At 62.9% G+C, this 22,680-nt stretch carries 27 protein-coding genes; 21 read left to right on the plus strand and 6 right to left on the minus strand.

The genetic code is table 11. The annotated features are described in order from the left end of the window. Positions 1-88 precede the first annotated feature (88 nt). A complete protein-coding gene (locus NKI52_RS13505; RefSeq protein ID WP_352698264.1) occupies positions 89-1,312 on the minus strand; it encodes an MFS transporter in 1,224 nt (407 codons plus the stop codon). Between the two features lie 118 nt (positions 1,313-1,430). Here NKI52_RS13505 and NKI52_RS13510 point away from each other — a divergent pair, with 118 nt between their 5' ends. The 7 genes from NKI52_RS13510 (at position 1,431) to NKI52_RS13540 (ending at position 7,204) form a co-directional block, all read left to right on the plus strand. Then, complete coding sequence (locus tag NKI52_RS13510) at positions 1,431-2,084, plus strand: TetR/AcrR family transcriptional regulator (protein ID WP_352698266.1); 654 nt, start codon at positions 1,431-1,433, stop codon at positions 2,082-2,084. Between the two features lie 133 nt (positions 2,085-2,217). Next, entirely contained in the window at positions 2,218-3,144 is a 927-nt protein-coding gene (locus tag NKI52_RS13515) for a histone deacetylase family protein (protein WP_352456880.1), read from the plus strand. A gap of 3 nt (positions 3,145-3,147) precedes the next feature. After that, entirely contained in the window at positions 3,148-3,399 is a 252-nt protein-coding gene (locus tag NKI52_RS13520; protein WP_031211056.1) for an exodeoxyribonuclease VII small subunit, read from the plus strand. Positions 3,400-3,508: 109 nt separating this feature from the next. After that, positions 3,509-3,775, plus strand: coding sequence for a DUF2277 domain-containing protein (locus NKI52_RS13525; protein ID WP_023716908.1), 267 nt, complete (start codon positions 3,509-3,511; stop codon positions 3,773-3,775). A gap of 9 nt (positions 3,776-3,784) precedes the next feature. Continuing rightward, positions 3,785-4,705 (plus strand): pirin family protein, encoded by a 921-nt coding sequence (locus tag NKI52_RS13530; RefSeq protein ID WP_023674119.1) that lies wholly within the window; start codon positions 3,785-3,787, stop codon positions 4,703-4,705. A gap of 81 nt (positions 4,706-4,786) precedes the next feature. Then, a complete protein-coding gene (dxs, locus tag NKI52_RS13535; protein WP_023674120.1) occupies positions 4,787-6,700 on the plus strand; it encodes a 1-deoxy-D-xylulose-5-phosphate synthase in 1,914 nt (637 codons plus the stop codon). Between the two features lie 210 nt (positions 6,701-6,910). After that, positions 6,911-7,204 (plus strand): hypothetical protein, encoded by a 294-nt coding sequence (locus tag NKI52_RS13540; protein ID WP_352692188.1) that lies wholly within the window; start codon positions 6,911-6,913, stop codon positions 7,202-7,204. A 27-nt stretch (positions 7,205-7,231) separates the two neighbouring features. Here the strand turns inward: NKI52_RS13540 and NKI52_RS13545 are convergent, their stop codons facing one another. Further along, complete coding sequence (locus tag NKI52_RS13545) at positions 7,232-7,633, minus strand: GFA family protein (RefSeq protein WP_352593350.1); 402 nt, start codon at positions 7,631-7,633, stop codon at positions 7,232-7,234. Between the two features lie 175 nt (positions 7,634-7,808). Here NKI52_RS13545 and NKI52_RS13550 point away from each other — a divergent pair, with 175 nt between their 5' ends. The 3 genes from NKI52_RS13550 to NKI52_RS13560 all read left to right on the plus strand — a co-directional run bounded on the left by NKI52_RS13550 (position 7,809) and on the right by NKI52_RS13560 (position 10,273). Then, a complete protein-coding gene (locus NKI52_RS13550) occupies positions 7,809-8,588 on the plus strand; it encodes a TlyA family RNA methyltransferase (RefSeq protein ID WP_352593353.1) in 780 nt (259 codons plus the stop codon). Next, positions 8,585-9,826, plus strand: a complete 1,242-nt coding sequence (locus NKI52_RS13555) for a class I SAM-dependent RNA methyltransferase (protein WP_352578614.1) — start codon at positions 8,585-8,587, stop codon at positions 9,824-9,826. Before NKI52_RS13550 ends, NKI52_RS13555 begins: the two co-directional genes overlap by 4 nt. A gap of 75 nt (positions 9,827-9,901) precedes the next feature. After that, entirely contained in the window at positions 9,902-10,273 is a 372-nt protein-coding gene (locus tag NKI52_RS13560; protein ID WP_352578613.1) for an antitoxin Xre/MbcA/ParS toxin-binding domain-containing protein, read from the plus strand. A 54-nt stretch (positions 10,274-10,327) separates the two neighbouring features. Here the strand turns inward: NKI52_RS13560 and NKI52_RS13565 are convergent, their stop codons facing one another. The 4 genes from NKI52_RS13565 to NKI52_RS13580 all read right to left on the minus strand — a co-directional run bounded on the left by NKI52_RS13565 (position 10,328) and on the right by NKI52_RS13580 (position 13,195). Further along, a complete protein-coding gene (locus NKI52_RS13565; RefSeq protein ID WP_352578612.1) occupies positions 10,328-10,717 on the minus strand; it encodes a type II toxin-antitoxin system VapC family toxin in 390 nt (129 codons plus the stop codon). Continuing rightward, entirely contained in the window at positions 10,704-10,979 is a 276-nt protein-coding gene (locus tag NKI52_RS13570; RefSeq protein WP_023674129.1) for an AbrB/MazE/SpoVT family DNA-binding domain-containing protein, read from the minus strand. The genes NKI52_RS13565 and NKI52_RS13570 overlap by 14 nt, the downstream gene beginning before the upstream one ends. 151 nt (positions 10,980-11,130) lie before the next feature. Then, a complete protein-coding gene (tldD, locus tag NKI52_RS13575; RefSeq protein ID WP_352593356.1) occupies positions 11,131-12,543 on the minus strand; it encodes a metalloprotease TldD in 1,413 nt (470 codons plus the stop codon). A gap of 127 nt (positions 12,544-12,670) precedes the next feature. Further along, positions 12,671-13,195, minus strand: a complete 525-nt coding sequence (locus tag NKI52_RS13580; RefSeq protein WP_023674131.1) for an invasion associated locus B family protein — start codon at positions 13,193-13,195, stop codon at positions 12,671-12,673. Between the two features lie 371 nt (positions 13,196-13,566). Between NKI52_RS13580 and coxB the strand changes: the two genes are divergently transcribed. The 11 genes from coxB (at position 13,567) to rnhA (ending at position 22,669) form a co-directional block, all read left to right on the plus strand. Continuing rightward, positions 13,567-14,445: a cytochrome c oxidase subunit II gene (gene coxB, locus NKI52_RS13585; protein ID WP_031211057.1), complete on the plus strand. Its 879-nt coding sequence runs from the start codon at positions 13,567-13,569 to the stop codon at positions 14,443-14,445. A gap of 38 nt (positions 14,446-14,483) precedes the next feature. Then, positions 14,484-16,136, plus strand: coding sequence for a cytochrome c oxidase subunit I (gene ctaD / locus NKI52_RS13590; protein ID WP_031211058.1), 1,653 nt, complete (start codon positions 14,484-14,486; stop codon positions 16,134-16,136). A 76-nt stretch (positions 16,137-16,212) separates the two neighbouring features. Then, on the plus strand, positions 16,213-17,157 hold the full coding sequence (locus NKI52_RS13595) for a heme o synthase (RefSeq protein ID WP_352483710.1): 945 nt from the start codon (positions 16,213-16,215) through the stop codon (positions 17,155-17,157). Beyond that, positions 17,154-17,321, plus strand: coding sequence for a cytochrome c oxidase system small membrane protein (locus NKI52_RS13600; protein WP_502894396.1), 168 nt, complete (start codon positions 17,154-17,156; stop codon positions 17,319-17,321). Before NKI52_RS13595 ends, NKI52_RS13600 begins: the two co-directional genes overlap by 4 nt. 7 nt (positions 17,322-17,328) lie before the next feature. After that, positions 17,329-17,961, plus strand: a complete 633-nt coding sequence (locus NKI52_RS13605) for a cytochrome c oxidase assembly protein (RefSeq protein WP_352593359.1) — start codon at positions 17,329-17,331, stop codon at positions 17,959-17,961. 1 nt (position 17,962) lies between these two features. After that, positions 17,963-18,844, plus strand: coding sequence for a cytochrome c oxidase subunit 3 (locus NKI52_RS13610; protein ID WP_023674137.1), 882 nt, complete (start codon positions 17,963-17,965; stop codon positions 18,842-18,844). An 82-nt stretch (positions 18,845-18,926) separates the two neighbouring features. After that, positions 18,927-19,313 carry a DUF983 domain-containing protein gene (locus tag NKI52_RS13615; RefSeq protein ID WP_352698269.1) on the plus strand — a complete coding sequence of 129 codons (387 nt, stop codon included), beginning with the start codon at positions 18,927-18,929 and terminating at the stop codon, positions 19,311-19,313. Further along, positions 19,310-20,065 (plus strand): SURF1 family protein, encoded by a 756-nt coding sequence (locus NKI52_RS13620; protein ID WP_023674139.1) that lies wholly within the window; start codon positions 19,310-19,312, stop codon positions 20,063-20,065. The genes NKI52_RS13615 and NKI52_RS13620 overlap by 4 nt, the downstream gene beginning before the upstream one ends. A 107-nt stretch (positions 20,066-20,172) precedes the next feature. Next, on the plus strand, positions 20,173-21,177 hold the full coding sequence (ispH, locus tag NKI52_RS13625) for a 4-hydroxy-3-methylbut-2-enyl diphosphate reductase (RefSeq protein ID WP_352698271.1): 1,005 nt from the start codon (positions 20,173-20,175) through the stop codon (positions 21,175-21,177). Positions 21,178-21,182: 5 nt separating this feature from the next. Then, a complete protein-coding gene (locus NKI52_RS13630) occupies positions 21,183-22,145 on the plus strand; it encodes a homoserine kinase (RefSeq protein WP_023674141.1) in 963 nt (320 codons plus the stop codon). Next, positions 22,142-22,669, plus strand: a complete 528-nt coding sequence (gene rnhA / locus NKI52_RS13635) for a ribonuclease HI (RefSeq protein WP_023674142.1) — start codon at positions 22,142-22,144, stop codon at positions 22,667-22,669. The genes NKI52_RS13630 and rnhA overlap by 4 nt, the downstream gene beginning before the upstream one ends. Positions 22,670-22,680 lie beyond the last annotated feature (11 nt).

A 22,680-nucleotide genomic window follows, 5' to 3' on the forward strand; every position in this document is an offset into this window, starting at 1 on the left:
TGGGCGTGTGGGGGGGGCCCGTTTTTTTTTAAACCAATCTTTGGGTTTTTGGGCGCCCCCCCCCCGGGGGGGCCGCACGCACCGGAAACTATTCCGCAGCGACCGCCGCTGCGTCGCATGCAGCCATCTCGCAGTTCGGCGCGGCAAGGCTGCGCTGGCCGGCGAGCACGATGACCAGCGCGATTGTGCCCGATGCCACCGATACCCAGAACCCGTTCTGCGCGCCGAAAGCGTCCACCACCCAGCCGGCGGCGAAGGAGCCGAGCGCCATGCCGATGCCGATGCCGGTCATCACCCAGGTCACGCCTTCGGTCAGCACCGCCTCGGGCACGCGCCGTTCGATCAGGCCAAATGCCGTGATGAAGGTCGGCGAAATCGCCACGCCGCTGACGAAGACGGCCAGTGCCAGCAGCGGTACTGTGTCGGCGACGAGCAGCGGCAGCGTGGTAAGCGCAATGATGGCGATTGCGATGGCAAGCTGAATTTGCAGCGGCAGTTTCAGGTTCAGGGCGCCGATGATGATGCCGACGACGAACGATCCGAGCGCGTAGACGCCGATGACGAAGCTGGCGGCCCCTGGCTGGCCAAGCTCCTTGGTGATCGCCACTGTGCTCACCTCCGTGGTGGCGAAGGTCGCGCCGATGAAGATCAGGGCCAAGGTGATGATCTGGACCGGCCGCAGGCGGATTGCCGAGCCGCCTGAATCATGTTCCACCGGTCGGGCTCGCGGTTCGGTCGAGCGCTGCAGGATGAAGGCCGTCGAACCGAAGGCGAGGAACAATGTGCTCGCGAGCACTCCCGCTTCCGGGAAAAGCGCGACGCTCAGCCCTACCGACAGCGATGCGCCGGCTATGTACACCAGTTCGTCCGCCGCCGACTCGAAGGCGAACGCCGTGTTCAGCTCGGGGCGGTTGCGAAAAATCTCGGTCCAGCGTGCGCGCACCATTGCCGGGATGCTGGGCATGACGGCGGCGAGCAGCGCCGAGACGAATAGCGTCCATATCGGCCAATGCTGATTGGCCGCCGCAATCAGGATCGCGAAAGCGAGCGTGGAAATCACAGTGGTCGGCACCACAATCCGCGTCTGGCCGAGGCGGTCCACCAGCCGTGATACCTGCGGGGCGACGAAAGCGTTGGCCAGCGCATATGTCGCTGAGACGGCGCCGGCCAGCCAGTATTCGCCATCGGTCTGCGACAGCATCGCGACGATCCCGATCGGAGCCATGGCCATCGGCAGCCGGGCAGCGAAGCCGGCGGCGGCAAAGCCCTTGGCGCCGGGCGCGCGAAAGATCTGGGAATAGGGATTTTGCATGGTCTGGCTCCTCGACAACGGCCGGTTCGGCGATTACATACGTGGCGTATGAGTTTAAATAGATCATACGCGGCGTATGTCAATTGGCATACGAGACGTATGTTAATAGGGCCGGGGCATGCACAGACCACGCAAGGAGATGATTGCCGAAACCCGCGCCAAACTGATAGCCGCGGCGCGCCAGGCCTTCGGCACGCTCGGCTATGCCGAAGCCTCGATGGACGATTTCACGGCATCGGCCGGGCTGACGCGCGGTGCGCTCTATCATCACTTCGGCGACAAGAAGGGCCTACTCCAGGCGGTTATCGCCGAGATCGACGCCGAAATGGCAGCCCGGCTGAAGGTCGTTTCGGCCAAGCCGGACAATCTCTGGCAGGGCTTTGTCGACGAATGCACCGCCTATATCGAGATGGCGCTGGAACCGGAGATCCAGCGTATCGTGCTTCGTGACGGACCGGCGGTGCTCGGCGATCCATCGCAATGGCCAAGCCAGAGCACATGCATCCGCTCGATGACAGAGAGCCTGCAAAAACTGAGCGACGAAGGGACAATTCTCGCCGTCGATCCCGAAGCCGCGGCAAGGCTGGTCAGCGGCGCCTCGTTGCATGGGGCGCAGTGGATCGCAAATTCGAACGATCCCGAAGCGACGTCGAAGAAGGCAGTGAAGGCGTTCAAGGTTCTTCTGGAAGGGCTGCTCAATCGCACCGGCAAGCTGCCTAAGCCTGATCGATCGTCAGCAAAGCAGCCCCAGATTGACCGATCACCGGCCTGAGGTCATTCTTTTCGCCGATCCCAGGCGGCTCGCGGTGGGCTCAGCCGACGCCGGTTGCCTAAACCCTGTTGAACATCGCCTCACCAGCGCGCGAAAACATGGCCAAAGCGGCGAGGCGCGCCTATATCGGGGCATGGTCACGAGACTTTACACCCACCCGATTTTCCTCGAGCACATAACACCGCCCGGTCATCCGGAGCGGCCGGACCGTTTGCGCGCCATAGAGCGTGTGCTTGACGACGAGGCGTTCGCGGCGCTCGATCGCGTCCAGGCGCCCGAAGGCGACGAGGCAACCATCCTCTACGCGCATCCGCCCGAATTCGTCGAACGTGTCCGCGCAGCGATACCGGACACCGGCATCGCCCGTATCGACGCCGATACCACCGCCAGCCCAAAGAGCTGGCAGGCGGCCGTGACCGCGATCGGCGCAGCCAACGCCGCGGTCGACGACGTCTTCACCGACCGTGCCGAAAACGTCTTCGTCGCCGCACGGCCGCCCGGCCATCATGCCGAAAAGACCACCTCCATGGGTTTTTGCCTGTTCAACACCGCCGCGATCGCGGCACGCTACGCGCAGAAGAACCATGGCGCCGACCGCGTCGCCGTCGTCGACTGGGATGTGCATCACGGCAACGGCACGCAGGACATTTTCTGGGACGATCCATCGGTGCTCTATTGCTCGACACACCAGATGCCGCTTTACCCGGGAACCGGGGCCGTGAGCGAAACCGGCGCCGGCAACATCGTCAACGCGCCGCTGGCGCCGCAGAGCGGCAGCGATAGTTTCCGCGACGCCTTTCTGTCACGCATCCTGCCGGCGCTCGACAATTTTGCGCCCGACCTCATCATCATCTCCGCCGGTTTCGATGCCCACCACCGCGATCCGCTGGCCGAGATCAACCTGACCGAGGATGATTTCGACTGGGCGACCGGCCAGTTGCTCGAACGAGCCGGGCGCCATAGCCGCAACCGGCTCGTCAGCGTGCTCGAGGGCGGCTACGATCTGCAGGGATTGGCATTTTCAGTCGCCGCCCATGTCGGGCGGCTGATGAAGGGATAGACGATGGCTGGTGAGACCAACGAGGATGTCAAGGCGATGAGCTTCGAGCAGGCGCTCGAGGCGCTGGAGAGGATCGTCGACGATCTGGAGCGCGGCGACGTTCCGCTCGACCAGTCGATCCGCATCTACGAGCGCGGCGAGGCGCTGAAGGCGCATTGCGACCGGCTGCTGAAGGCGGCCGAGGACAAGGTCGAGAAAATCAGGCTGTCGCGTGACGGCAAGCCGGTGGGGACAGAGCCGTTGGACGCGGATTGAGGCGCGGCCTCGAACGACAATTTTGCTTACCGGCTTTGGACATCATCACGATTGAGGATAAAACTCATCCCGTTTGAAACGGCTCCAGGACGAGAGGAGATTGCGAACGATGTGCAGAAACATCAAAACCCTGTTCAATTTCGATCCGCCGGCAACCAATGACGAGGTCCGCGATGCCGCGCTTCAGTTTGTCCGCAAGCTGAGCGGAACGACGCGACCGTCGAAACAGAACCAGCATGCGTTCGACCATGCCGTCGAGGCCATTGCCGCCTCGGCGCGCGAATTGCTCGACAGCCTCGAGACGACGCAGCATCCGCGCAATCGCGAAGAGGTGGCGGCCAAGGCGAAGGCCAAATCTGCACTTCGCTTCGCCTGAGGGGACCGCGTGAGCTTCTTTCCCGGAAACGATCCGCAGATGGGCGATGCCTTCGCCAGCGATCAGATCGAGCTGATGGTCATTCCGAACGCCAAGGATATTGGCGGATTTCAGGTTCGCCGCGCCTTGCCGACGGCCAGGCGCCGGCTGGTCGGACCCTTCATCTTCTTCGACCGCATGGGTCCAGCCGTTCTGCGAGCGGGCCAGGCGCTCGACGTGCGTCCGCACCCACATATCGGCCTGTCTACGGTGACTTACCTGTTCGACGGCAAGATCAGGCATCGCGATTCGCTCGGCACCGAGATGGTAATCCAGCCCGGCGACGTGAATTTGATGACCGCCGGCCGTGGCATCGTCCATTCGGAGCGCACGCCGGAAGAACTGCGCGGCGCGCCGATGTCGGTTTCCGGCCTGCAGACATGGCTGGCGCTGCCGGACGGCAAGGAAGAAGTCGCGCCGGTCTTCGAGAACACCGCGGCCCTGCGCCTGCCCGAAATCGATGCGGAGGGCGTTAGCGGCCGTGTGATCATCGGTGCGTTTTCCGGACTGCGCTCCCCGGTCGCCACCGCTTCGGACACGCTTTATGCCGATCTCAGGCTGGCGCCGGGTGCCAGCGTGAAAATCCCGGCCGATGCCGAGGAGCGCGCCATCTATACGCTGGAAGGCGAGGTTTCGATATCCGGTGACCGCTTCCCGGCCGAGCGGCTGCTGGTCTTCCGGCCCGGCGACGAAATCGTTGTCTCATCGGAACGCGGCGCCCATTTCATGCTGTTTGGCGGCGCCTCGCTCGGTTCGAAACGCTATATCTGGTGGAATTTCGTATCGTCCTCAAAGGAACGCATCGAGCAGGCGAAAGAAGAATGGAAGACAGGCCGCTTCGATATCGTTCCTGGAGACGAGCAAGAGTTCATCCCGCTGCCCGAAAGCTGATGCGCGTTACCGCCACATTTACATTCGCCGGCCAGCGGCATATTTCACGATGAACAGAAAATCTGACCAGGCTCGCAAACAGTGAACGCAAAGCCCGATACGCCGCTTCTCGACAAGGTCCGCGTCCCAGCCGATTTGCGCACGCTTGCCGAAGGCGACCTGCCGCAGCTGGCGTCAGAGCTTCGCGCCGAACTGATCGACGTCGTTTCCCACACCGGCGGCCACCTCGGCGCCGGCCTTGGCGTCGTCGAACTGACCGTCGCGCTGCACTACGTCTTCAACACGCCGGACGACCGGCTGATCTGGGACGTCGGCCACCAGGCTTATCCGCACAAGATCCTGACCGGCCGCCGCGACCGCATCCGCACGCTGCGGCAGGAGGGCGGCCTGTCCGGCTTCACGCGTCGCGTCGAGAGCGAATACGATCCGTTCGGCGCAGCCCACTCCTCAACCTCGATTTCAGCCGGCCTCGGCATGGCGATGGCGCGCGATCTGTCCGATGGCCGCAACAATGTCATTGCCGTCATCGGCGACGGCGCCATGTCGGCCGGCATGGCCTATGAGGCGATGAACAATGCCGGCGCACTCGATGCCCGGCTGATCGTCATCTTGAACGACAACGATATGTCGATCGCTCCGCCGACCGGCGCAATGAGCGCCTATCTGGCCCGTCTGGCGTCGGGCAAGACCTATCTGGGCTTGCGCGATTTCGGCAAGAAGCTGACGTCGTATCTCGGCGAGCGCGCCGATCGCGCCATCAAGCGAGCGGTCGAGCATGCGCGCGGTTACGTCACCGGCGGCACGTTGTTCGAGGAAATGGGGTTCTACCACATCGGCCCGATCGACGGTCACAACCTCGAGCACCTGATCCCGGTGCTGAAGAACGTCCGCGACAATGCCGACGGCCCGGTGCTGATCCATGTCGTGACCCAGAAGGGCAAGGGCTACGCCCCGGCCGAGGCGGCGGCCGACAAATATCATGGCGTCAACAAATTCGACGTCATCACTGGCGCCCAGGCCAAGGCGCCCGCCAATGCGCCGAGCTACACCAAGGTGTTTGCCGAAAGCCTGATCCAGGAGGCCCGAGAGGACGACCGCATCGTCGCCATCACCGCCGCCATGCCGAACGGCACCGGGCTTGATCTGTTCGGCGAAGCGTTTCCGGCGAGGACCTTCGATGTCGGCATCGCCGAGCAACATGCGGTGACCTTCGCCGCCGGCCTTGCCACGGAAGGCTTCAAGCCTTTCGCGGCGATCTACTCGACCTTCCTGCAGCGCGCCTACGATCAGGTCGTCCACGACGTGGCGATCCAGAAATTGCCGGTGCGCTTTCCGATCGATCGCGCCGGCTTCGTCGGCGCCGATGGTGCCACCCATTGCGGCGCCTTCGACACGACCTTCCTGGCGACGCTGCCCGGTTTCGTCGTCATGGCCGCGGCCGATGAGGCCGAGCTGCGCCACATGGTACGCACCGCTGCAAGCTACGATGACGGCCCGATCGCCTTCCGCTACCCGCGCGGTAACGGCGTTGGTGTCGAGATGCCGCAACGCGGCTCGGTATTGGAGATCGGCAAGGGCCGGATCGTCAGGGAAGGCACCAAGGTTGCGCTGCTTTCCTTCGGCACCAGGCTGCAGGATTGCCTGGCCGCGGCCGAGGAGCTTGGCGCGGCCGGGCTTTCGACCACGGTCGCCGATGCCCGTTTTGCCAAGCCGCTCGACGAGGACCTGATCCGGCGGCTGGCCCGTTCGCACGAGATATTGGTGACGGTGGAAGAGGGCGCGGTCGGCGGCTTCGCCAGCCATGTGCTGCAGTTCCTGGCCCATGAAGGGCTGCTGGAGAGCGGCCTGAAGGTGCGCCCGCTGGTGCTGCCCGATACATTTGTCGACCATGCCAAGCCGGAAAAGATGTATGCCGATGCCGGGCTGGACAGCGCCGGCATCGTGCGCACCGTGTTCGTGGCGCTGGGGCATACCGCGCAGGCCCAGCGCGCCTAGCTTTTAGACGCATTCCCGCGACGCCGACGCGATTCAACTTGGCTGCAAGATGCCAGTCTGAATCAAATTCTCAACTGCTTGAATCAAATTGCCGGCGAACAGTCGTAACATGCTGTTTACGCTGCCGTTTGGCGATTTGCTTACCGTGTCCTTTGGCCGTTTTTCAACGCCGCCCTGCTAGAAGGCAACCAGGCAGGGGAAAGCAGACCAATGAGATCGCTTTTGGGCGGCATCGCGCTTGCGGCCATCTTCGCCGTGTCGGCCGGGGCCGAAACGCGCTACGACCGCAAACTCGAAGAGGCGGTGATGGGCATCGTCGCCGGCAAGATCGGCGAGATCCGTGGCGGCTTTTCCTACAAGCAGGCGCCGCAATTTGTCGTCATGCCAGATACCTCGCCGAAGGCGTCAATTTCCGTTGACCGGCCGCGCCCGCAGGTGTCCGGCGACAGCAGCGACGATCTGACGCCGGCCGTCGAACGGCGGGTTTCGCGGACCATATTCTAAAGCATGATCCCGAAGAGACTCTAGAAACTAGAACCACATATCCCGCACACAGCGACCATCTCTCGGCAAATCCTCGAATGTATCGAGACCATCGAAATGGTCGATCGGGAGATCGGCGACGGCCTCGGGCGGCGCAAGCCTCACATTGACGGCGATGCGGTAGCGCCCAGCCGCATCGGGATGCAAACCGCGCCAGGCCAGGACGCAAGCGCAGGTTGGGCAGAAGAGAATCTCAAGCGAAGGATGAGCCTTTCCGACGCGCCGATAGGCGCTTACGGGCCCCGCAAGGCGGATGCGTTCGTCGACATAGTCGTAAGCCCAGAGTGTGCCGTAGCGACGGCAAAGTGTGCAATTGCAGGCAGTGATCGAACCGGGATCGCCCTCCAGGGTCCAGTGGGCTGCGCCGCAGTGGCAGGTTCCCGTCAGCATGTACCTCCTCCACGTTTCGACGGCTAAACGGCATCTCTTTCTTAGCATTGCGTCGGGTCTCGTGCGAGGTTCGACAAACAGCGCAGCGGCTGATGAGTTCACTCGATTTTCCAACTATGCCTTCTCTCATCGCCAATAACCTTGCCATCATCGTTGGCTTTCGCCATGAAGGCCGATGACTTCCATTCCGCCAGCCAGCATACGCCAGCGGCTCGACGAATTGCTCGTCCAGCGCGGTCTGTTTGCCAGCCGCTCGCGTGCCCGCGACGCGGTCGAGCGCGGCACCGTGACGGTCGATGGCATCGTCGCCCTCAAGCCGGGCCAGGCCGTTCTGCCTGAGTGCAACATTGTCGTTGACGATCCGGCGCAAGGTTACGTGTCGCGCGCCGCACTGAAGCTGAAGGCTGGTCTCGACCATTTCGCCCTCGACCCCACCGGCAACGAAGCGCTCGATGTCGGCGCCTCGACCGGCGGCTTTACGCAGGTGCTGCTCGAACGCGGCGCGGCGCATGTCACGGCGATCGATGTCGGGCACGGCCAGATGCACTCCGACATTGCCGGCGATCCGCGCGTGACGGTAATTGAAGGCCTGAATGCGCGCGAACTGTCGGCCGCCGATCTCGGCGGCCGTGTGCCGGATTTCATCGTCTCGGATGTCAGCTTCATATCGCTGAAACTGGCGCTGCCGCCGGCGCTTGCCTTGGCCAGGAATGGCGCAAAAGCTGTGTTTCTGGTCAAGCCGCAATTCGAGGCCGGCCGTGAGGCGATCGGCAAGGGCGGCCTGCTTAAGGACCCCTATGATGCGGCGCGCATTGCCGGCCTGATGCAGGACTGGCTCGATGCCATTCCCGGCTGGCGCTCGCTGGGGCTTCATCTGTCACCGATAGAGGGCGGCGACGGCAACCGCGAGTTCCTGCTCGGCGGCATCAAGGACGTCGAGACCCAGAAGCGATGAGCACTCGTTTCACGATCGCAAGGTTGGGGTCGCAGGGCGATGGCATCGCCGAGACGGAAACCGGAGAGGTTTTCATTCCGTTCGCGCTGCCGGGAGAGGTCGTCACCGCCGCGCGGGAGAAAGATCGCGCCACCTTGATGTCGGTCCTTGAGGCTTCGCCGTTGCGGGTCGATCCGCCGTGCCGGCATTTCGGCGCGTGCGGCGGCTGCGCCGTCCAGCATCTCGAGACTGAAGCCTATCACCGGTGGAAGCGCGAAAAGGTCGTGCATGCGCTGAAGAGCAAGGGCATCGCTTGCGATGTCGGGGCGCTGGTGCCGTGCGCGCCGCACACGCGCCGCCGCGTCGTCTTCACCGCCCGGCGGAGCGAGGCGGGAATGCAGTTCGGCTTTGTTCGCGCGCTGTCATCCGAGATCATCTCGATCGAGGAATGCCCGATCTCGCTGCCGCAGATCGTCGCTGCGCTCGACCGTTTGAGGATGCTTGCCGGACTGATCTGCACCACGACCAAATCGTTCCACATGGCGGTGACGGTGACCGGTTCCGGCCTCGATGTCGCGGTTCACGATTCCGGCAAGCTCGGCGAGAACCAGCGCCGCGTCGCTTCCAACTTCGTCATCGCCGAGCGGCTAGCCAGGCTGTCGGTCGACGGCGAGGTCATTATCGAACCAAACAAACCGGTCGTCCTGTTTGGTGGCGTCGCCGTCGCAGTGCCTCCGGGCGCTTTCCTGCAGGCGACCGAGGCTGCCGAACAGGCGATGGCCAACATTGTCGTCCAGCATTTCGCGCGCGCCAAAAAGGTCGCCGATCTCTTCGCCGGCTGCGGCAGCTTCGCGCTGCGCCTAGCCGCAAGATCGGAGGTTCATGCGGTGGAAGGCGATGCGGCAGCACTCGCGGCGCTCGACCGGGCATTCCGTTTCGCCAGCGGCCTGAAGCGGGTGACCGGCGAACGTCGCGACCTGTTCCGGAGGCCGCTGACATTCAAGGAGTTGAATGCCTTTGACGGCGTTGTCTTCGACCCGCCTCGCGCCGGCGCCGAGGACCAGTCGAAGCAGATCGCGCGCTCCGACGTGCCGCTCGTCGCCGCGGTGTCTTGCAATCCGGTAACGCTCGCGCGGGACCTACGCATCCTCATGGACGGCGGCTACGCCCTGAAGAGCGTGACGCCGATCGACCAGTTCCTGTGGTCGCCGCATGTCGAGGTCGTGGCGCTGTTGGAGAAGCCGAGACGAAGGCGCTAGCAGCCAGGGCCTGAAACGCGCACCAAAAAAGCACATTTTGAACGCACGTCGTTCAGACTGTGCTAGGGAATTGCCATGAGCACCGCAGCCTTCGAAATTTCGGCATGGCGCTTCGGCGAGGAGCGGGCGCCGTTTCTCTCGCCAAGGCGGGTCGCTGAACTGCTAGGGGTTAATATGACAGAACTGGCGGGGCTGACCGGTCTCGCGCGCAACACGCTTGCCGCCAAGTCCGGTGCGCGCAAGGTCGACGCCGCATTGAGTCCCATCGTCCGTATCCTGGCGATGGCCGGCGAGATGGCCGGTGATGAACATCGTGCGGCGATCTGGTTCAAGCATCAGCCGATCCCCGGTTGGGCCGGAAAGACCGCCTACGATCTGGTTCGCGAAGGCAAGACGGACAAGGTGCTTGCCTATCTGGAGGCAGTCCGCTCCGGCATCTATGCCTGAAACCAGGCTGACCCTGTGGCGCGCTTTTGTGCCGCGCTGGGCCGCTGTGAGCTGCTATGCTTCTTGCACGCGTTCGTATCCGGCCGCCTTCGCGGCCCTGACGAACTTGCGGTCAAAAGTCGCGAGGCCAGCGCAGTGAGCGGACTTGCCCAGATGCAGCGCGTCAGCGAAATCCAACCCCTGTTCCGAGAGGTCGAGCGCGGACGACACGACCGCCCCGTCTTCCACCTCTACCGTGGGAAGCCCGCTAAACACCCGTAGCGTACGGGCGATTTCAAGCGGCGCAAAACCGTAGGCGCTGCGCAACACCCATTCGACTTCCAGCATCACCGTGACGGCGACAAAGACCGGCTGGCTATCGATCAGCGCCCGGGCGCGGGAAGACTGCGACGGGTGATCGCCCGTCAGGTAGCGGACGATCAGGTTGGTATCAATTGCGAGCATGGCGCCGCCGCGCTTCGGCGAGCACGCCCGCGTCCATTTCTTCCAACGTCTTCGGCCTGCCGCTATAGCGCAGCGATCCAAACACGTCCTCTGGCCGCGTCTCGGCGAAGACTGGCGCAGGCTTCAGTAGCACGCCCTCCGGGGTATCCTCGACCAGAAGGCGTGTGCCGGCATGCCATTCCCTCCGTTTCCGGATCGCGCTGGGCAGGATGACCTGTCCCTTGGTCGAGACCGTAGTTACGAGCTTCTCTGCGGCAGCCATCTCGGCACGTCCTTAGGTGTAAGACGAATGTAAGATAGTCGAAGCTCTCGGCAAATTCAAGGCGCAAGCTACTCCTACTTAAAGCGATGACAAGGCAGTGGGCGGCGGGGATTGGTTGTTCCGGAGCGGCGATAATTCGGCGTCAACTCCATCAAACCCTGGTGCCGCCGACTGTCATCTGGTTCATCCTGAGATGCGGCTGGCCGACGCCGACCGGCACGCCCTGTCCGGCCTTGCCGCACATGCCGATGCCGGTGTCGAGCTTCATATCGTTGCCGACCATCGAAACCCGATGCATGGCATCCGGCCCGTTGCCGATCAGCATGGCGCCCTTGATCGGTTGCGTCACCTTGCCGTTCTCGATCATGTAGGCTTCGGTGCAGCCGAACACGAACTTGCCCGAAGTGATGTCGACCTGGCCGCCACCGAACGACACGGCATAGATGCCGTTCTTGACTGAGGCGATGATCTCGTCCGGCTCCATGTCGCCTCCTGTCATGTAGGTGTTTGTCATGCGCGGCATAGGCTCGTGCGCGTAACCTTGGCGTCGCCCGTTGCCGGTGGCTTTCATGCCCATCAGCCGGGCGTTCTGGCGGTCCTGCATGTAGCCGACCAGCTTGCCATCGTCGATCAGCACGTTATGGGCCGATGGCGTGCCCTCATCGTCGACGGTAAGCGAACCACGCCGCTCGGGCAGGGTGCCGTCGTCAACGACGGTGACGCCTTTCGCCGCCACCTGCTGGCCAAGCAGGCCGGCGAAGGCCGACGTCTTCTTGCGGTTGAAATCGCCTTCCAGCCCGTGGCCGACGGCCTCGTGCAACATGACGCCCGGCCAGCCGCTCGACAGCACGATGTCGAAAGTGCCGGCAGGTGCTGGAACCGCTTCGAGATTGACCAGCGCTTGCCGCAATGCCTCCTTGGCCGCGTGCCGCCAGCTGTCCTCGATCAGGAATTCACCAAAATCCTTGCGGCCTCCCATGCCGTAGGAGCCGCTCTCCTGGCGGTCGCCGTCGCCGACCACCACCGACACGTTGATCCTGACCAGCGGACGGATGTCGCGCACCATCTGGCCGTCGGCGCGCACGATCTCGACATGCTGCCAGGAGGCGGCGAGCGACGCCGTCACCTGCCTGACGCGCGGATCCTCGGCCCGCAGCCATGCATCGATTTCCTGAAGCAGCTTGGCCTTGGCCTCGAAGGAAGGCGAGGGGATAGGGTTTCCGTCGCTGTAGAGATGGCGGTTGGTGCGGGCAGGCGCTGCGGCAAGCGTGCCGGAATAGCCGCTCTTCACCGTCGAAACGGCATCGGCGGCGCGCAGCAGCGAGGCTTCGGAGAGATCGCTGGAATGGGCGTAGCCGCTGGCTTCGCCGGCGACGGCGCGCAGGCCGAAACCCTGGTCGGTGTTGAAATTCGCGGTCTTCAGCTTGCCATTGTCGAACATCAGCGATTCGCTTTCGCTATATTCGAGAAACAGTTCGCCGTCGTCGGCGCCGTTAATAGTCTCGGCAACGATTTGCTTGATGCGATCGTCGGAAATGTCAAATTGGCCGATCAGGCTGTTCATGGCAGGTCCATTCGCAGGAGGATTGTTTCCCACGATGTAGGCGCGAAGGCCAGCACAGACAATCTGAAATGAGATTTGCCGTGACCCGGCCGGTCAACATCACTGGATCGTGCTACAAGACCCGGTCTCAAGGCAGGGCGGCGAAGCCGTCGGCGAAACCCTTGAGGTCGACGGGAATGCCGATCCCCTCTTCCGGCGTCTGGAAGACGATGAAGGTGGCGGACGTACCGGTCTTCAGCGTGTCGAGCAGCGGCTTTTCCAGGATGACCTCGGCATAGCAGCCGTCCTGGAAACAGCGCACGAAATACGCGCGGCCGATATCCTTGCCGTCGACATTGAGGCCGAGGCCGTTGGGCAACAGCACGCCGAGCGGCGCCAGCACACGCAGGATTTCGGCCTTGTTGTCGGCTGTGCGCAGCACGACAACGGAAAGACCCATTTCCGGACGGTCCTCGGCGACGACGTTCTGCATCATCACGCATTGTTCGGATGTAGCACCGGCGGGCGTATCGCAGATGATCGACCACGCCCCATGCGTTGACTTCACCGTGCCGCTTGGCTGCGCGGCATTGGCCAGGCCGGCGCCGGACAAGGCTATTGCGGCGGCAACAAAGATGACCTTCGCCAAGGTTCTCGAAAGCCAAGGGTTCATGACGGCTCCATTGCGAATCACGGCACTTTAAGCCGCACTAAACCCAAGTAAAGGACGAGACCCCGGCGATCCGCCCCGACACAGGCAACAATGCGCTTTTCCGTGCCAATTTCGCCCTAATTGCGACGGTTCCGCGCGCCGCGCAGCTCATTCTACCCGGATGCCGCTCTGGTGATTCGCGGCGAGCCGTCACCGCACGAAGCCAGCGCCGCGCTTGCGCGCAAAAATGCCGCACGGGTTCCGGCGCTCCTTTCTTGCGGAGGCAAATAGAGTATGGTTTGAACCAGCCTTGAATTGTCCGGGATTCCCGTCCCGGCATTGTTCGACATTCTTGCGGTCCGATCGCGAGGAACTGGGAGATGACGAGGGCGATGAGAAAATTCCTGGCAACCGCCAAAATCGTAGCTAGTGCCGCCGCCACGTTGTTTGCCGCTGCATCCGCTCATGCAGCCCAGCCCCAACCTTGGGAAACCAGTTTTCAGCCTCCGGCGACCGACATTATGAGGCAGATCGAGTGGTTCGGGAACTACTCGTTCGCGTTCATCATTGTGATCACCGCCTTGGTGCTTTTCCTGATTGCCTATTGCATTTTGCGGTTCCGGGCGAGCGTCAACCCGACGCCGTCGCGCACCAGCCACAACACGCTGATCGAGGTCATCTGGACTGTCGGTCCCGTGGTCATCCTGCTCTGTCTCGCCATTCCCTCGTTCCAGCTGCTGACCGCGCAATACACGCCGCCGGAAGAAGCCAAGCTGACCGTCAAGGCGACCGGCAATCAGTGGAACTGGGACTACGAATACCAGGTCGACAACACGCTTTCCTTTAATTCCGCGATCCTTCAGGATGCCGACAGGGCTGCTGCCGGCAAGGAAGATCGCGCCGCGTATCCGCGCCTGCTCGCCGTCGACAATGAGATGGTGGTGCCGGTCAGCACCATGACCCGGGTGCTGGTGACGGCGACCGACGTCATTCACGCCTTTGCCATGCCGTCCTTCGGCATCAAGACCGATGCGGTGCCGGGCCGCATCAACGAGGTCTGGTTCAAGGCGGACAAGGAAGGCCTCTATTACGGCCAGTGCTCGGAACTCTGCGGCAAGGACCACGCCTTCATGCCGATCGCCATTCGCGTCGTCTCCGATGCACAATACAAGACCTGGCTGGCGGCAGCCAAGACCGACCTTCCCGGCGCCAACAAGGCGCTGATGGCCGAGGTCGATGGCACGAACAAGGTAGCGGCCGCCGGCAATTGATGCCGCGACCAGAAAAGATTCAGGGAACGGAGCCGACCATGGCGCACGCTGCAGCTCACGACGACCACGACCACAAGCCGTATCATGGCTGGGTCCGGTGGGTGTATTCGACCAACCACAAGGACATTGGCACGCTTTATCTGATCTTCGCGATCATGGCGGGCTGCATCGGTGGCGCCTTGTCGGTCGTCATGCGCATGGAATTGCAGGAGCCGGGCATCCAGATCTTCACTGGCCTGGCGCAGATGGTCTACGGCATGAACGGCGACGCCGCCATCGACGGGGGCAAGAGCATGTACAATGCTTTCACCACCGCGCATGCGCTGATCATGATCTTCTTCATGGTGATGCCGGCGCTGATCGGCGGCTTTGCCAACTGGATGGTGCCGATCATGATCGGCGCGCCGGATATGGCCTTCCCGCGCATGAACAACGTCTCGTTCTGGCTGCTGCCGCCGGCTTTCATCCTGCTGATTTTCTCGGCCTTCGTTCCGAGTGCGCCCGGCGCTTACGGCGTCGGCGGCGGCTGGACGCTTTATCCGCCGCTGTCGACATCCGGCCAGCCCGGACCAGCCATGGATCTGGCGATCCTGTCAATCCACATCGCCGGCGCCTCCTCGATTCTTGGCGCCATCAACTTCATCACCACCATCTTCAACATGCGCGCGCCCGGCATGACAATGCACAAGATGCCGCTGTTCGCCTGGTCGGTGCTGATTACCGCCTTCCTGCTGCTGCTGTCGTTGCCGGTGCTGGCCGGCGGCATCACGATGCTGTTGACCGACCGCAATTTCGGCACCACCTTCTTCGCCCCGGACGGCGGCGGCGATCCGATCCTGTTCCAGCACCTGTTCTGGTTCTTCGGCCATCCGGAGGTCTACATTCTGATCCTGCCGGGTTTCGGTATCATCAGCCATATCATCTCGACCTTTTCGAGGAAGCCGGTGTTTGGCTATCTCGGCATGGCCTATGCGATGGTTGCCATCGGCGCGGTGGGCTTCATCGTCTGGGCCCACCACATGTACACGACGGGCCTGTCGCTCGACACCCAGCGCTATTTCGTCTTTGCCACCATGGTCATCGCGGTGCCGACGGGTGTGAAGATCTTCTCGTGGATCGCCACTATGTGGGGCGGGTCGATTTCGCTCAAGACCCCAATGCTGTGGGCGATCGGCTTCATCTTCCTGTTCACTGTTGGCGGCGTCACCGGCGTGCAGCTGGCCAATGCCGGCCTCGACCGCCCGCTGCACGACACCTATTTCGTGGTCGCGCACTTCCACTACGTGCTGTCGCTGGGCGCGGTCTTCGCGATCTTCGCCGGCTGGTACTACTGGTTCCCGAAAATGACCGGCTACATGTACTCGCCCGTGATCGCGAACACTCACTTCTGGGTCACTTTCGTCGGCGTCAACCTGGTCTTTTTCCCGCAGCACTTCCTCGGGCTTTCCGGTATGCCGCGTCGTTATATCGACTATCCCGATGCCTTCGCCGGCTGGAATATGGTGTCGTCCTACGGCTCGTACATCTCGGCTGTCGGCGTCGTCATCTTCCTGTTCGGCGTCTTCGAGGCGTTCCAGAAGAAGCGGGTCGCCGGCGCCAATCCTTGGGGCGAGGGTGCGACCACGCTGGAATGGCAGCTGCCTTCGCCGCCGCCGTTCCATCAGTGGGAACAGTTGCCGAAGATCAAGTAGGCGGTTGCCTCCTTTAATACGGAACCGCCGGCCGGCCGGCGGTTTTGGCCAACGGAATGATGGACTTTAAGTACGCATGGCCCTTGCCGAAGACAGACTGATTGACGAGCCAGGCTTCCGCATGTCGGAAGCGACGGCGGGCGATTTCTTCGCCCTGCTGAAGCCGCGCGTCATGTCGCTGGTGGTGTTCACTGCGTTTGTCGGCATGGTCGCCGCCCCGGTGACCATCAATCCGCTGCTGGCGGTGATCGCGATCCTGGCTATTGCCATCGGCGCCGGCGCCTCCGGTGCGCTCAACATGTGGTATGACGCAGACATCGATGCGGTGATGACGCGCACCGCCGGCCGTCCCGTGCCGGCCGGCCGCATCCGGCCAGGCGAGGCATTGAGTTTCGGGCTGGTGCTGTCGGTTCTGTCGGTGATGACGCTCGGCGTGCTGGTCAACTGGTTGGCAGCATCGCTTCTGGCCTTCACGATCTTTTTCTATGCCGTCATCTATACGATGTGGCTGAAGCGCTGGACGCCGCAGAACATCGTCATCGGCGGGGCTGCCGGTGCCATTCCGCCGGTCATAGGCTGGGCGGCGGTAACCGGATCGGTGAGCCTCGAAAGCTTGGTGCTGTTCCTGATCATTTTCCTGTGGACGCCACCGCATTTCTGGGCGCTCGCGCTCTTCAAGTCGGAGGACTACGCCAAGGCAGGCATTCCGATGATGCCGAATGTCGCCGGCCAGGCCTCGACCAGACGCCAGATCTTTGCCTATGCGCTGGTCCTCGCGCCGGTTGGCGTGCTGCCCTGGGTTCTCGGCTTCACCACGCCAGCCTATGGCGTCGTTGCATTGCTGCTCGGCGCCGGCTTCGTCTGGTATGCGTGGAAGGTGCTGCAAATGGCCGATGACGATCGGGCGATGAAGCCGGCCAAGGCCTTGTTCGGCTATTCGCTGCTCTATCTCTTCGCCATCTTCGCCGCCTACCTTGGCGATTGCGTCGTCGCGCGCGCGCTGACCATTGGTGGAGCATGAGCATGGCCGAAAAGAAGCTTGAACTGGTCACGCTGACCGAACGTCAGCAGAAGGCCCGCCGCAATCGCTCGGCCGCAATCGGTTTCGCGCTGGCGGCGCTGGTCGTCATATTCTACGTCGCGACCATCGTGAAATTTGGTCACAGCCTCACCGGCTCGATGTGAGCTGAACATGACCAGGCAAACAGTCACCGATCCTAAGAAGAAGAATACGAACCGCGTCGTCGCCGGCGTCTGCATCGCGTTCTTCGGCGGCATGATCGGCATGGCCTACGCCGCGGTGCCGCTCTACGCGATGTTCTGCCAGGCGACAGGCTACGGCGGCACCGTCAAACGGGCGACCCAGCAATATGCCGATCGGGTGCTCGATCGCGACATCACCATCCGCTTCGACGCCAACACCGCCGGCGTTCCCTGGCAATTCCAGCCGGTCGCCCGCTCGATCACCATCAAGATCGGCGAGACCGCCGAGGCGCATTTCAGCGCGACGAACAAATTCAGCCGGCCTATCACCGGACGCGCCACCTTCAACGTGCAGCCTGAACTGGCCGGACCTTACTTCAACAAGGTCGAGTGTTTCTGCTTCACCGACACGACACTGAAGCCGGGGGAGACACTGGACATGCCGGTCGTCTTCTATGTCGATCCCGACATCGTCAACGCGCCGGAATTGAAGGATCTGACGACGATTACCCTGTCCTACACGATGTTCCCGGTCGACAAGACCAAGCCGGTCGCATCATCGGTGCCGGCCGACGGCCGCCGCAACAAGATTTCAGATACCGAAGCAAGCCTCGGGGGTTGATATGGCAGACGCACACGCAAAACCACAACATGACTACCACCTTGTCGACCCGAGCCCGTGGCCTTTCCTGGGCTCCGTCGGGGCGCTGGTGACCGCGTTCGGCGGCGTCTGTTACATGCAATACCTCAAGGGCGGCGATTTCCCGATCTTCGGTTTCAATGTCGCCAATCCATGGCTGTTCTTCATCGGCCTGCTGATCGTCATCTACACGATGTTCGCCTGGTGGTCGGATACGATCAAGGAGGCGCATGAGGGACACCACACCCGTGTCGTGTCGCTGCATCTGCGCTACGGCATGATCATGTTCATCGCCTCCGAGGTGATGTTCTTCGTCGCCTGGTTCTGGGCCTTCTTCGACGCCAGCCTGTTTCCGGGCGAGGTCCATCAATACGCCCGTACCGCCTTCACCGGCGGCGTCTGGCCGCCCAAGGGCCTCGAGGTTCTCGACCCCTTCCATCTGCCGCTCTACAACACTGTCATCCTGCTTCTGTCGGGGACCACGGTGACCTGGGCGCACCACTCGCTCATCCACGGCGACCGCAAGGGCCTGATCAATGGCTTGGTGCTGACCGTCGGCCTCGGCATGCTGTTCACCATGGTGCAGGCCTACGAGTACATGCACGCGCCGTTCGGCTTCAGGGATTCGATCTACGGCGCCACCTTCTTCATGGCGACCGGCTTCCATGGTTTCCACGTCATCATCGGCACGATCTTCCTGTTGGTCTGCCTGATCCGCGCCATGAAGGGCGACTTCACGCCCAAGCAGCATTTCGGCTTCGAGGCCGCCGCCTGGTATTGGCACTTCGTCGACGTGGTGTGGCTGTTCCTGTTTGCCTCGATCTACGTCTGGGCATCGAACGGCGCGATGATCGAACCGCACTGAGATCGAGCTGAGGAAATCGACAAGGCGGCTGCGGCGACGTGGCCGCCTTATCTTTTGCGGCAAATGCTCCTAGGATGACCTCATGAGCGACGACAAGGCGATCTGGCCACCAATCGATCCGATCTCGGCCGGCTTGCATGGCCGCTGCCCCCGCTGTGGCGAGGGCAAGCTGTTCTCCGGGTTCCTCACGGTCGCTGATCGCTGCTCCAATTGCGGCCTCGATTATTCCTTCGCCGATGCCGGCGACGGGCCGGCGGTGTTCGTTATCCTGATCATCGGCTTTATCGTCGTCGGCCTGGCGTTGTGGATGGAGGTGACGCTCAATCCGCCGCTCTGGCTGCATCTGCTGCTGTGGATTCCGCTGACGCTGGTGCTTTGCCTGGCGGCGCTCCGGCTGATCAAGGGCGTGCTGCTGACGCTGCAATACCGCAACAAGGCGGCCGAGGGCCGGCTGGACCGCGGCGAATGAGCGAGGCATCCGGTTCGGTGGCCGGCCGGTCGCGGCCGAAGCGCGCATTGGCACTCGGCCTGGGTATCGTCGTGTTTTTGATCCTGCTGGCGCTCGGCACCTGGCAGGTTCAGCGCCTGCACTGGAAAGAGGGCCTTCTCCAGACGATAGACCAGCGCACGCATTCGGCGCCTGTGCCATTGGCCGAGCTCGAAAAGCGGTTTGCTGCCGCCGGCGACGTGGACTACACGCCGGTGACAGTGACCGGCACTTTCCTGCATCAAGACGAGCGGCATTTCCTCGCCACCTGGGAAGGCCAGTCCGGTTTCAACGTCTTCACGCCGCTACAGCTCGACGATGGCCGTTTCGTGCTGATCAACCGCGGCTTCGTGCCTTACGATTTCAAGGATCCAGCCAAGCGGCCGCAGGGGCAGGTAACGGGCAAAGTGACGGTGACGGGGCTCGCCCGCAACCCGCTGCCGGCCAAGCCCTCGATGATGCTTCCCGACAATGATCCGCAGAAGAATATCTTCTACTGGAAAGATCGTGACGCGATGGCCTCGAGCGCCGGCCTGCCGACAGGTGCGGCGCTGGTGCCGATCTTCATCGATGCGAACGCCACGCCCAACCCCGGCGGGCTGCCAGTTGGAGGTGTCACCGTCATCGACCTGCCGAACAGCCATCTGCAATATGCGATAACCTGGTACGGCCTTGCCGCCGCCCTTGCCGGCGTCCTGATCTCCTGGCTCCGCCGCCCGGCGAAAGACCAATGATCGCCGCCACTACCCTTGACAGGGCAGGGCCGCGCACCTCATTTCGCGCCTTGAGCTCAGAAGTCATAGTCCGATCAACCGGCCTACAATCAGCGTAAGATGCAATCATGCTTTATACAAAGCCGCCGCTGACCATCCGGCTCTGCCAGCCCCGCGGTTTCTGTGCGGGCGTTGACCGTGCCATCCAGATCGTCGTGCTGGCGCTGAAGAAATACGGCGCGCCGGTCTATGTCCGCCACGAGATCGTGCACAACCGCTACGTCGTCGAAGGGCTGCAAAGCCTTGGCGCGGTGTTCATCGAGGAGCTCTCCGAGATCCCGCCCGAGCATCGCCAGAGCCCGGTCGTCTTTTCGGCGCATGGCGTGCCGAAATCTGTGCCGGCCGACGCCCAGTCCCGCAACCTGTTCTATCTCGACGCGACTTGCCCGCTGGTCTCGAAAGTCCATAAGCAGGCGATGCGCCATCAGCGGCTTGGCCGCCACGTGCTCTTGATCGGCCATGCCGGGCACCCGGAGGTGATCGGCACAATGGGCCAGTTGCCGGACGGCGCGGTCACTCTGATCGAGACCGAGGCCGACGCCGCAAGCTTCGTGCCCGCAGACCCGCAAGCGCTCGGCTTCGTCACCCAGACGACGCTGTCGGTCGAGGACACCGCCGGTATTATCCGCGCCCTGCGGCAGCGTTTTCCCGAGCTGCACGCGCCGGCGGCGGAATCGATCTGTTATGCCACCACCAATCGCCAGGAAGCGGTCAAGGAAACAGCGGCCGGCGCCGATCTCTTCCTGGTTGTCGGCGCACCTAACTCCTCCAACTCGCGGCGCCTGGTCGAAGTGGCCGAGCGCGCCGGCGCCTCGATGTCGCTTCTTGTGCAGCGCGCCTCCGAAATTCCGTGGAATGAGATTGCCGGCATTTCGACGCTCGGCCTGTCGGCGGGCGCCTCGGCGCCGGAGATCATCGTCGACGAGATCGTCGATGCGTTCAGGCAGCGCTTCGACGTGACCATCGAGCTGGCCGTGACGGCGACGGAGACGGAGGACTTTCCGGTGATGCGGGTGTTGCGCGATGTCGAACTGACGGCTGCCGACATGGCCTTCGTCAACGGGGCCGCGTAGCAACGATGGCGGTTTACACCGACGTCAACGAGGGCGAGCTCGGCGCATTCCTCAGGAACTATCCGGTCGGCGACCTCTTGTCCTACAAGGGCATCGCCGAAGGTACCGAAAACTCGAATTTTCTGCTGCACACCAGCAGCGGCTCCTACATCCTGACGCTTTACGAGAAGCGCGTCGACAAGGCTGACCTGCCGTTCTTTCTCGGCCTCATGGCCCACCTCGCCAGAAAGGGCATTTCGTGCCCGCTCCCGGTCACCGCACATGATGGCGGTGTGATCGGAACACTTGCCGGCCGGCCGGCGGTCATCATCACCTTTCTCGAAGGCCTGTCGCTGCGGCGGCCGACGGCTGCGCATTGCGGCGAGGTCGGCAAGGCGCTGGCGGCACTGCATCTCGCCGGCGCGGATTTTCCGATGACCCGCCCCAACGCCCTTGCCATCGATGGCTGGCGCAAGCTGTGGAATGCCGCCCGCGCCCGCGCCGACGAGGTCGAGCCGGGACTGGCTGCCGAGGTCGATGCCGATTTCGCCGATTTCGAGCGGAACTGGCCGAACGGTCTGCCGCGAGGCATCATCCATGCCGATCTTTTCCCGGACAATGTGTTCTTCCTCGGCGAGAAACTGTCCGGGCTGATCGACTTCTATTTCGCCTGCAACGACCTCTACGCCTATGACGTTGCCACGTGCCTGAACGCCTGGTGCTTCGAGAAGGATTTTTCCTTCAATCTGACCAAGGGCACGGCGCTGCTTGCCGGCTACCAAAGCGTGCGGCCGTTGAGCAGTGACGAGAAAGCTGCGCTGCCGATGCTGGCGCGCGGCTCGGCGCTGCGCTTCATGCTGACCCGGCTCTACGACTGGCTGACGGTCCCGGACGGCGGGCTGGTGATGAAACGCGACCCGACCGAGTATATCCGCCGGATGCGCTTCCACCGGGCGATCAACTCTCCTTCCGAATATGGACTGACATGACCAAGCGCGTTGAAATCTTCACCGATGGTGCCTGTTCGGGCAATCCCGGGCCTGGCGGCTGGGGCGCAATCCTGCGCTTCAACGGCGCAATTAAGGAGCTCCATGGCGGCGAGGCTGCCACCACCAACAACCGTATGGAACTGTTGGCGGCCATCTCGGCGCTTAATGCGCTCAAGGAGCCCTGCGCCGTCGATCTTTATACCGACAGCAACTATGTCAAGGACGGTATTTTCAGCTGGATCGACGGCTGGAAGCGCAACGGCTGGAAGACGGCCGCCAGGCAGCCGGTGAAGAATGCCGAGCTGTGGCAGCAGCTCGACGCGGCGCGTAACCGCCATCAGGTCACCTGGCATTGGGTCAAGGGCCATGCCGGCCATCCCGAGAACGAGCGCGCCGACGAATTGGCGCGGCTCGGCATGGCGCCATTCAAGAAAGGCCTCGTCAAGACTGCGGCGCCAGAACCAGGTTCGCAGTCAAAGCAGCCGGCCGCCACAAAGGCGCGGCGCTCGACGCAAAGCTATTGAATTCCGGCTGC

It is taken from the genome of Mesorhizobium sp. M0590 (assembly GCF_040320905.1).
Classification (GTDB): Bacteria; Pseudomonadota; Alphaproteobacteria; order Rhizobiales; family Rhizobiaceae; genus Mesorhizobium.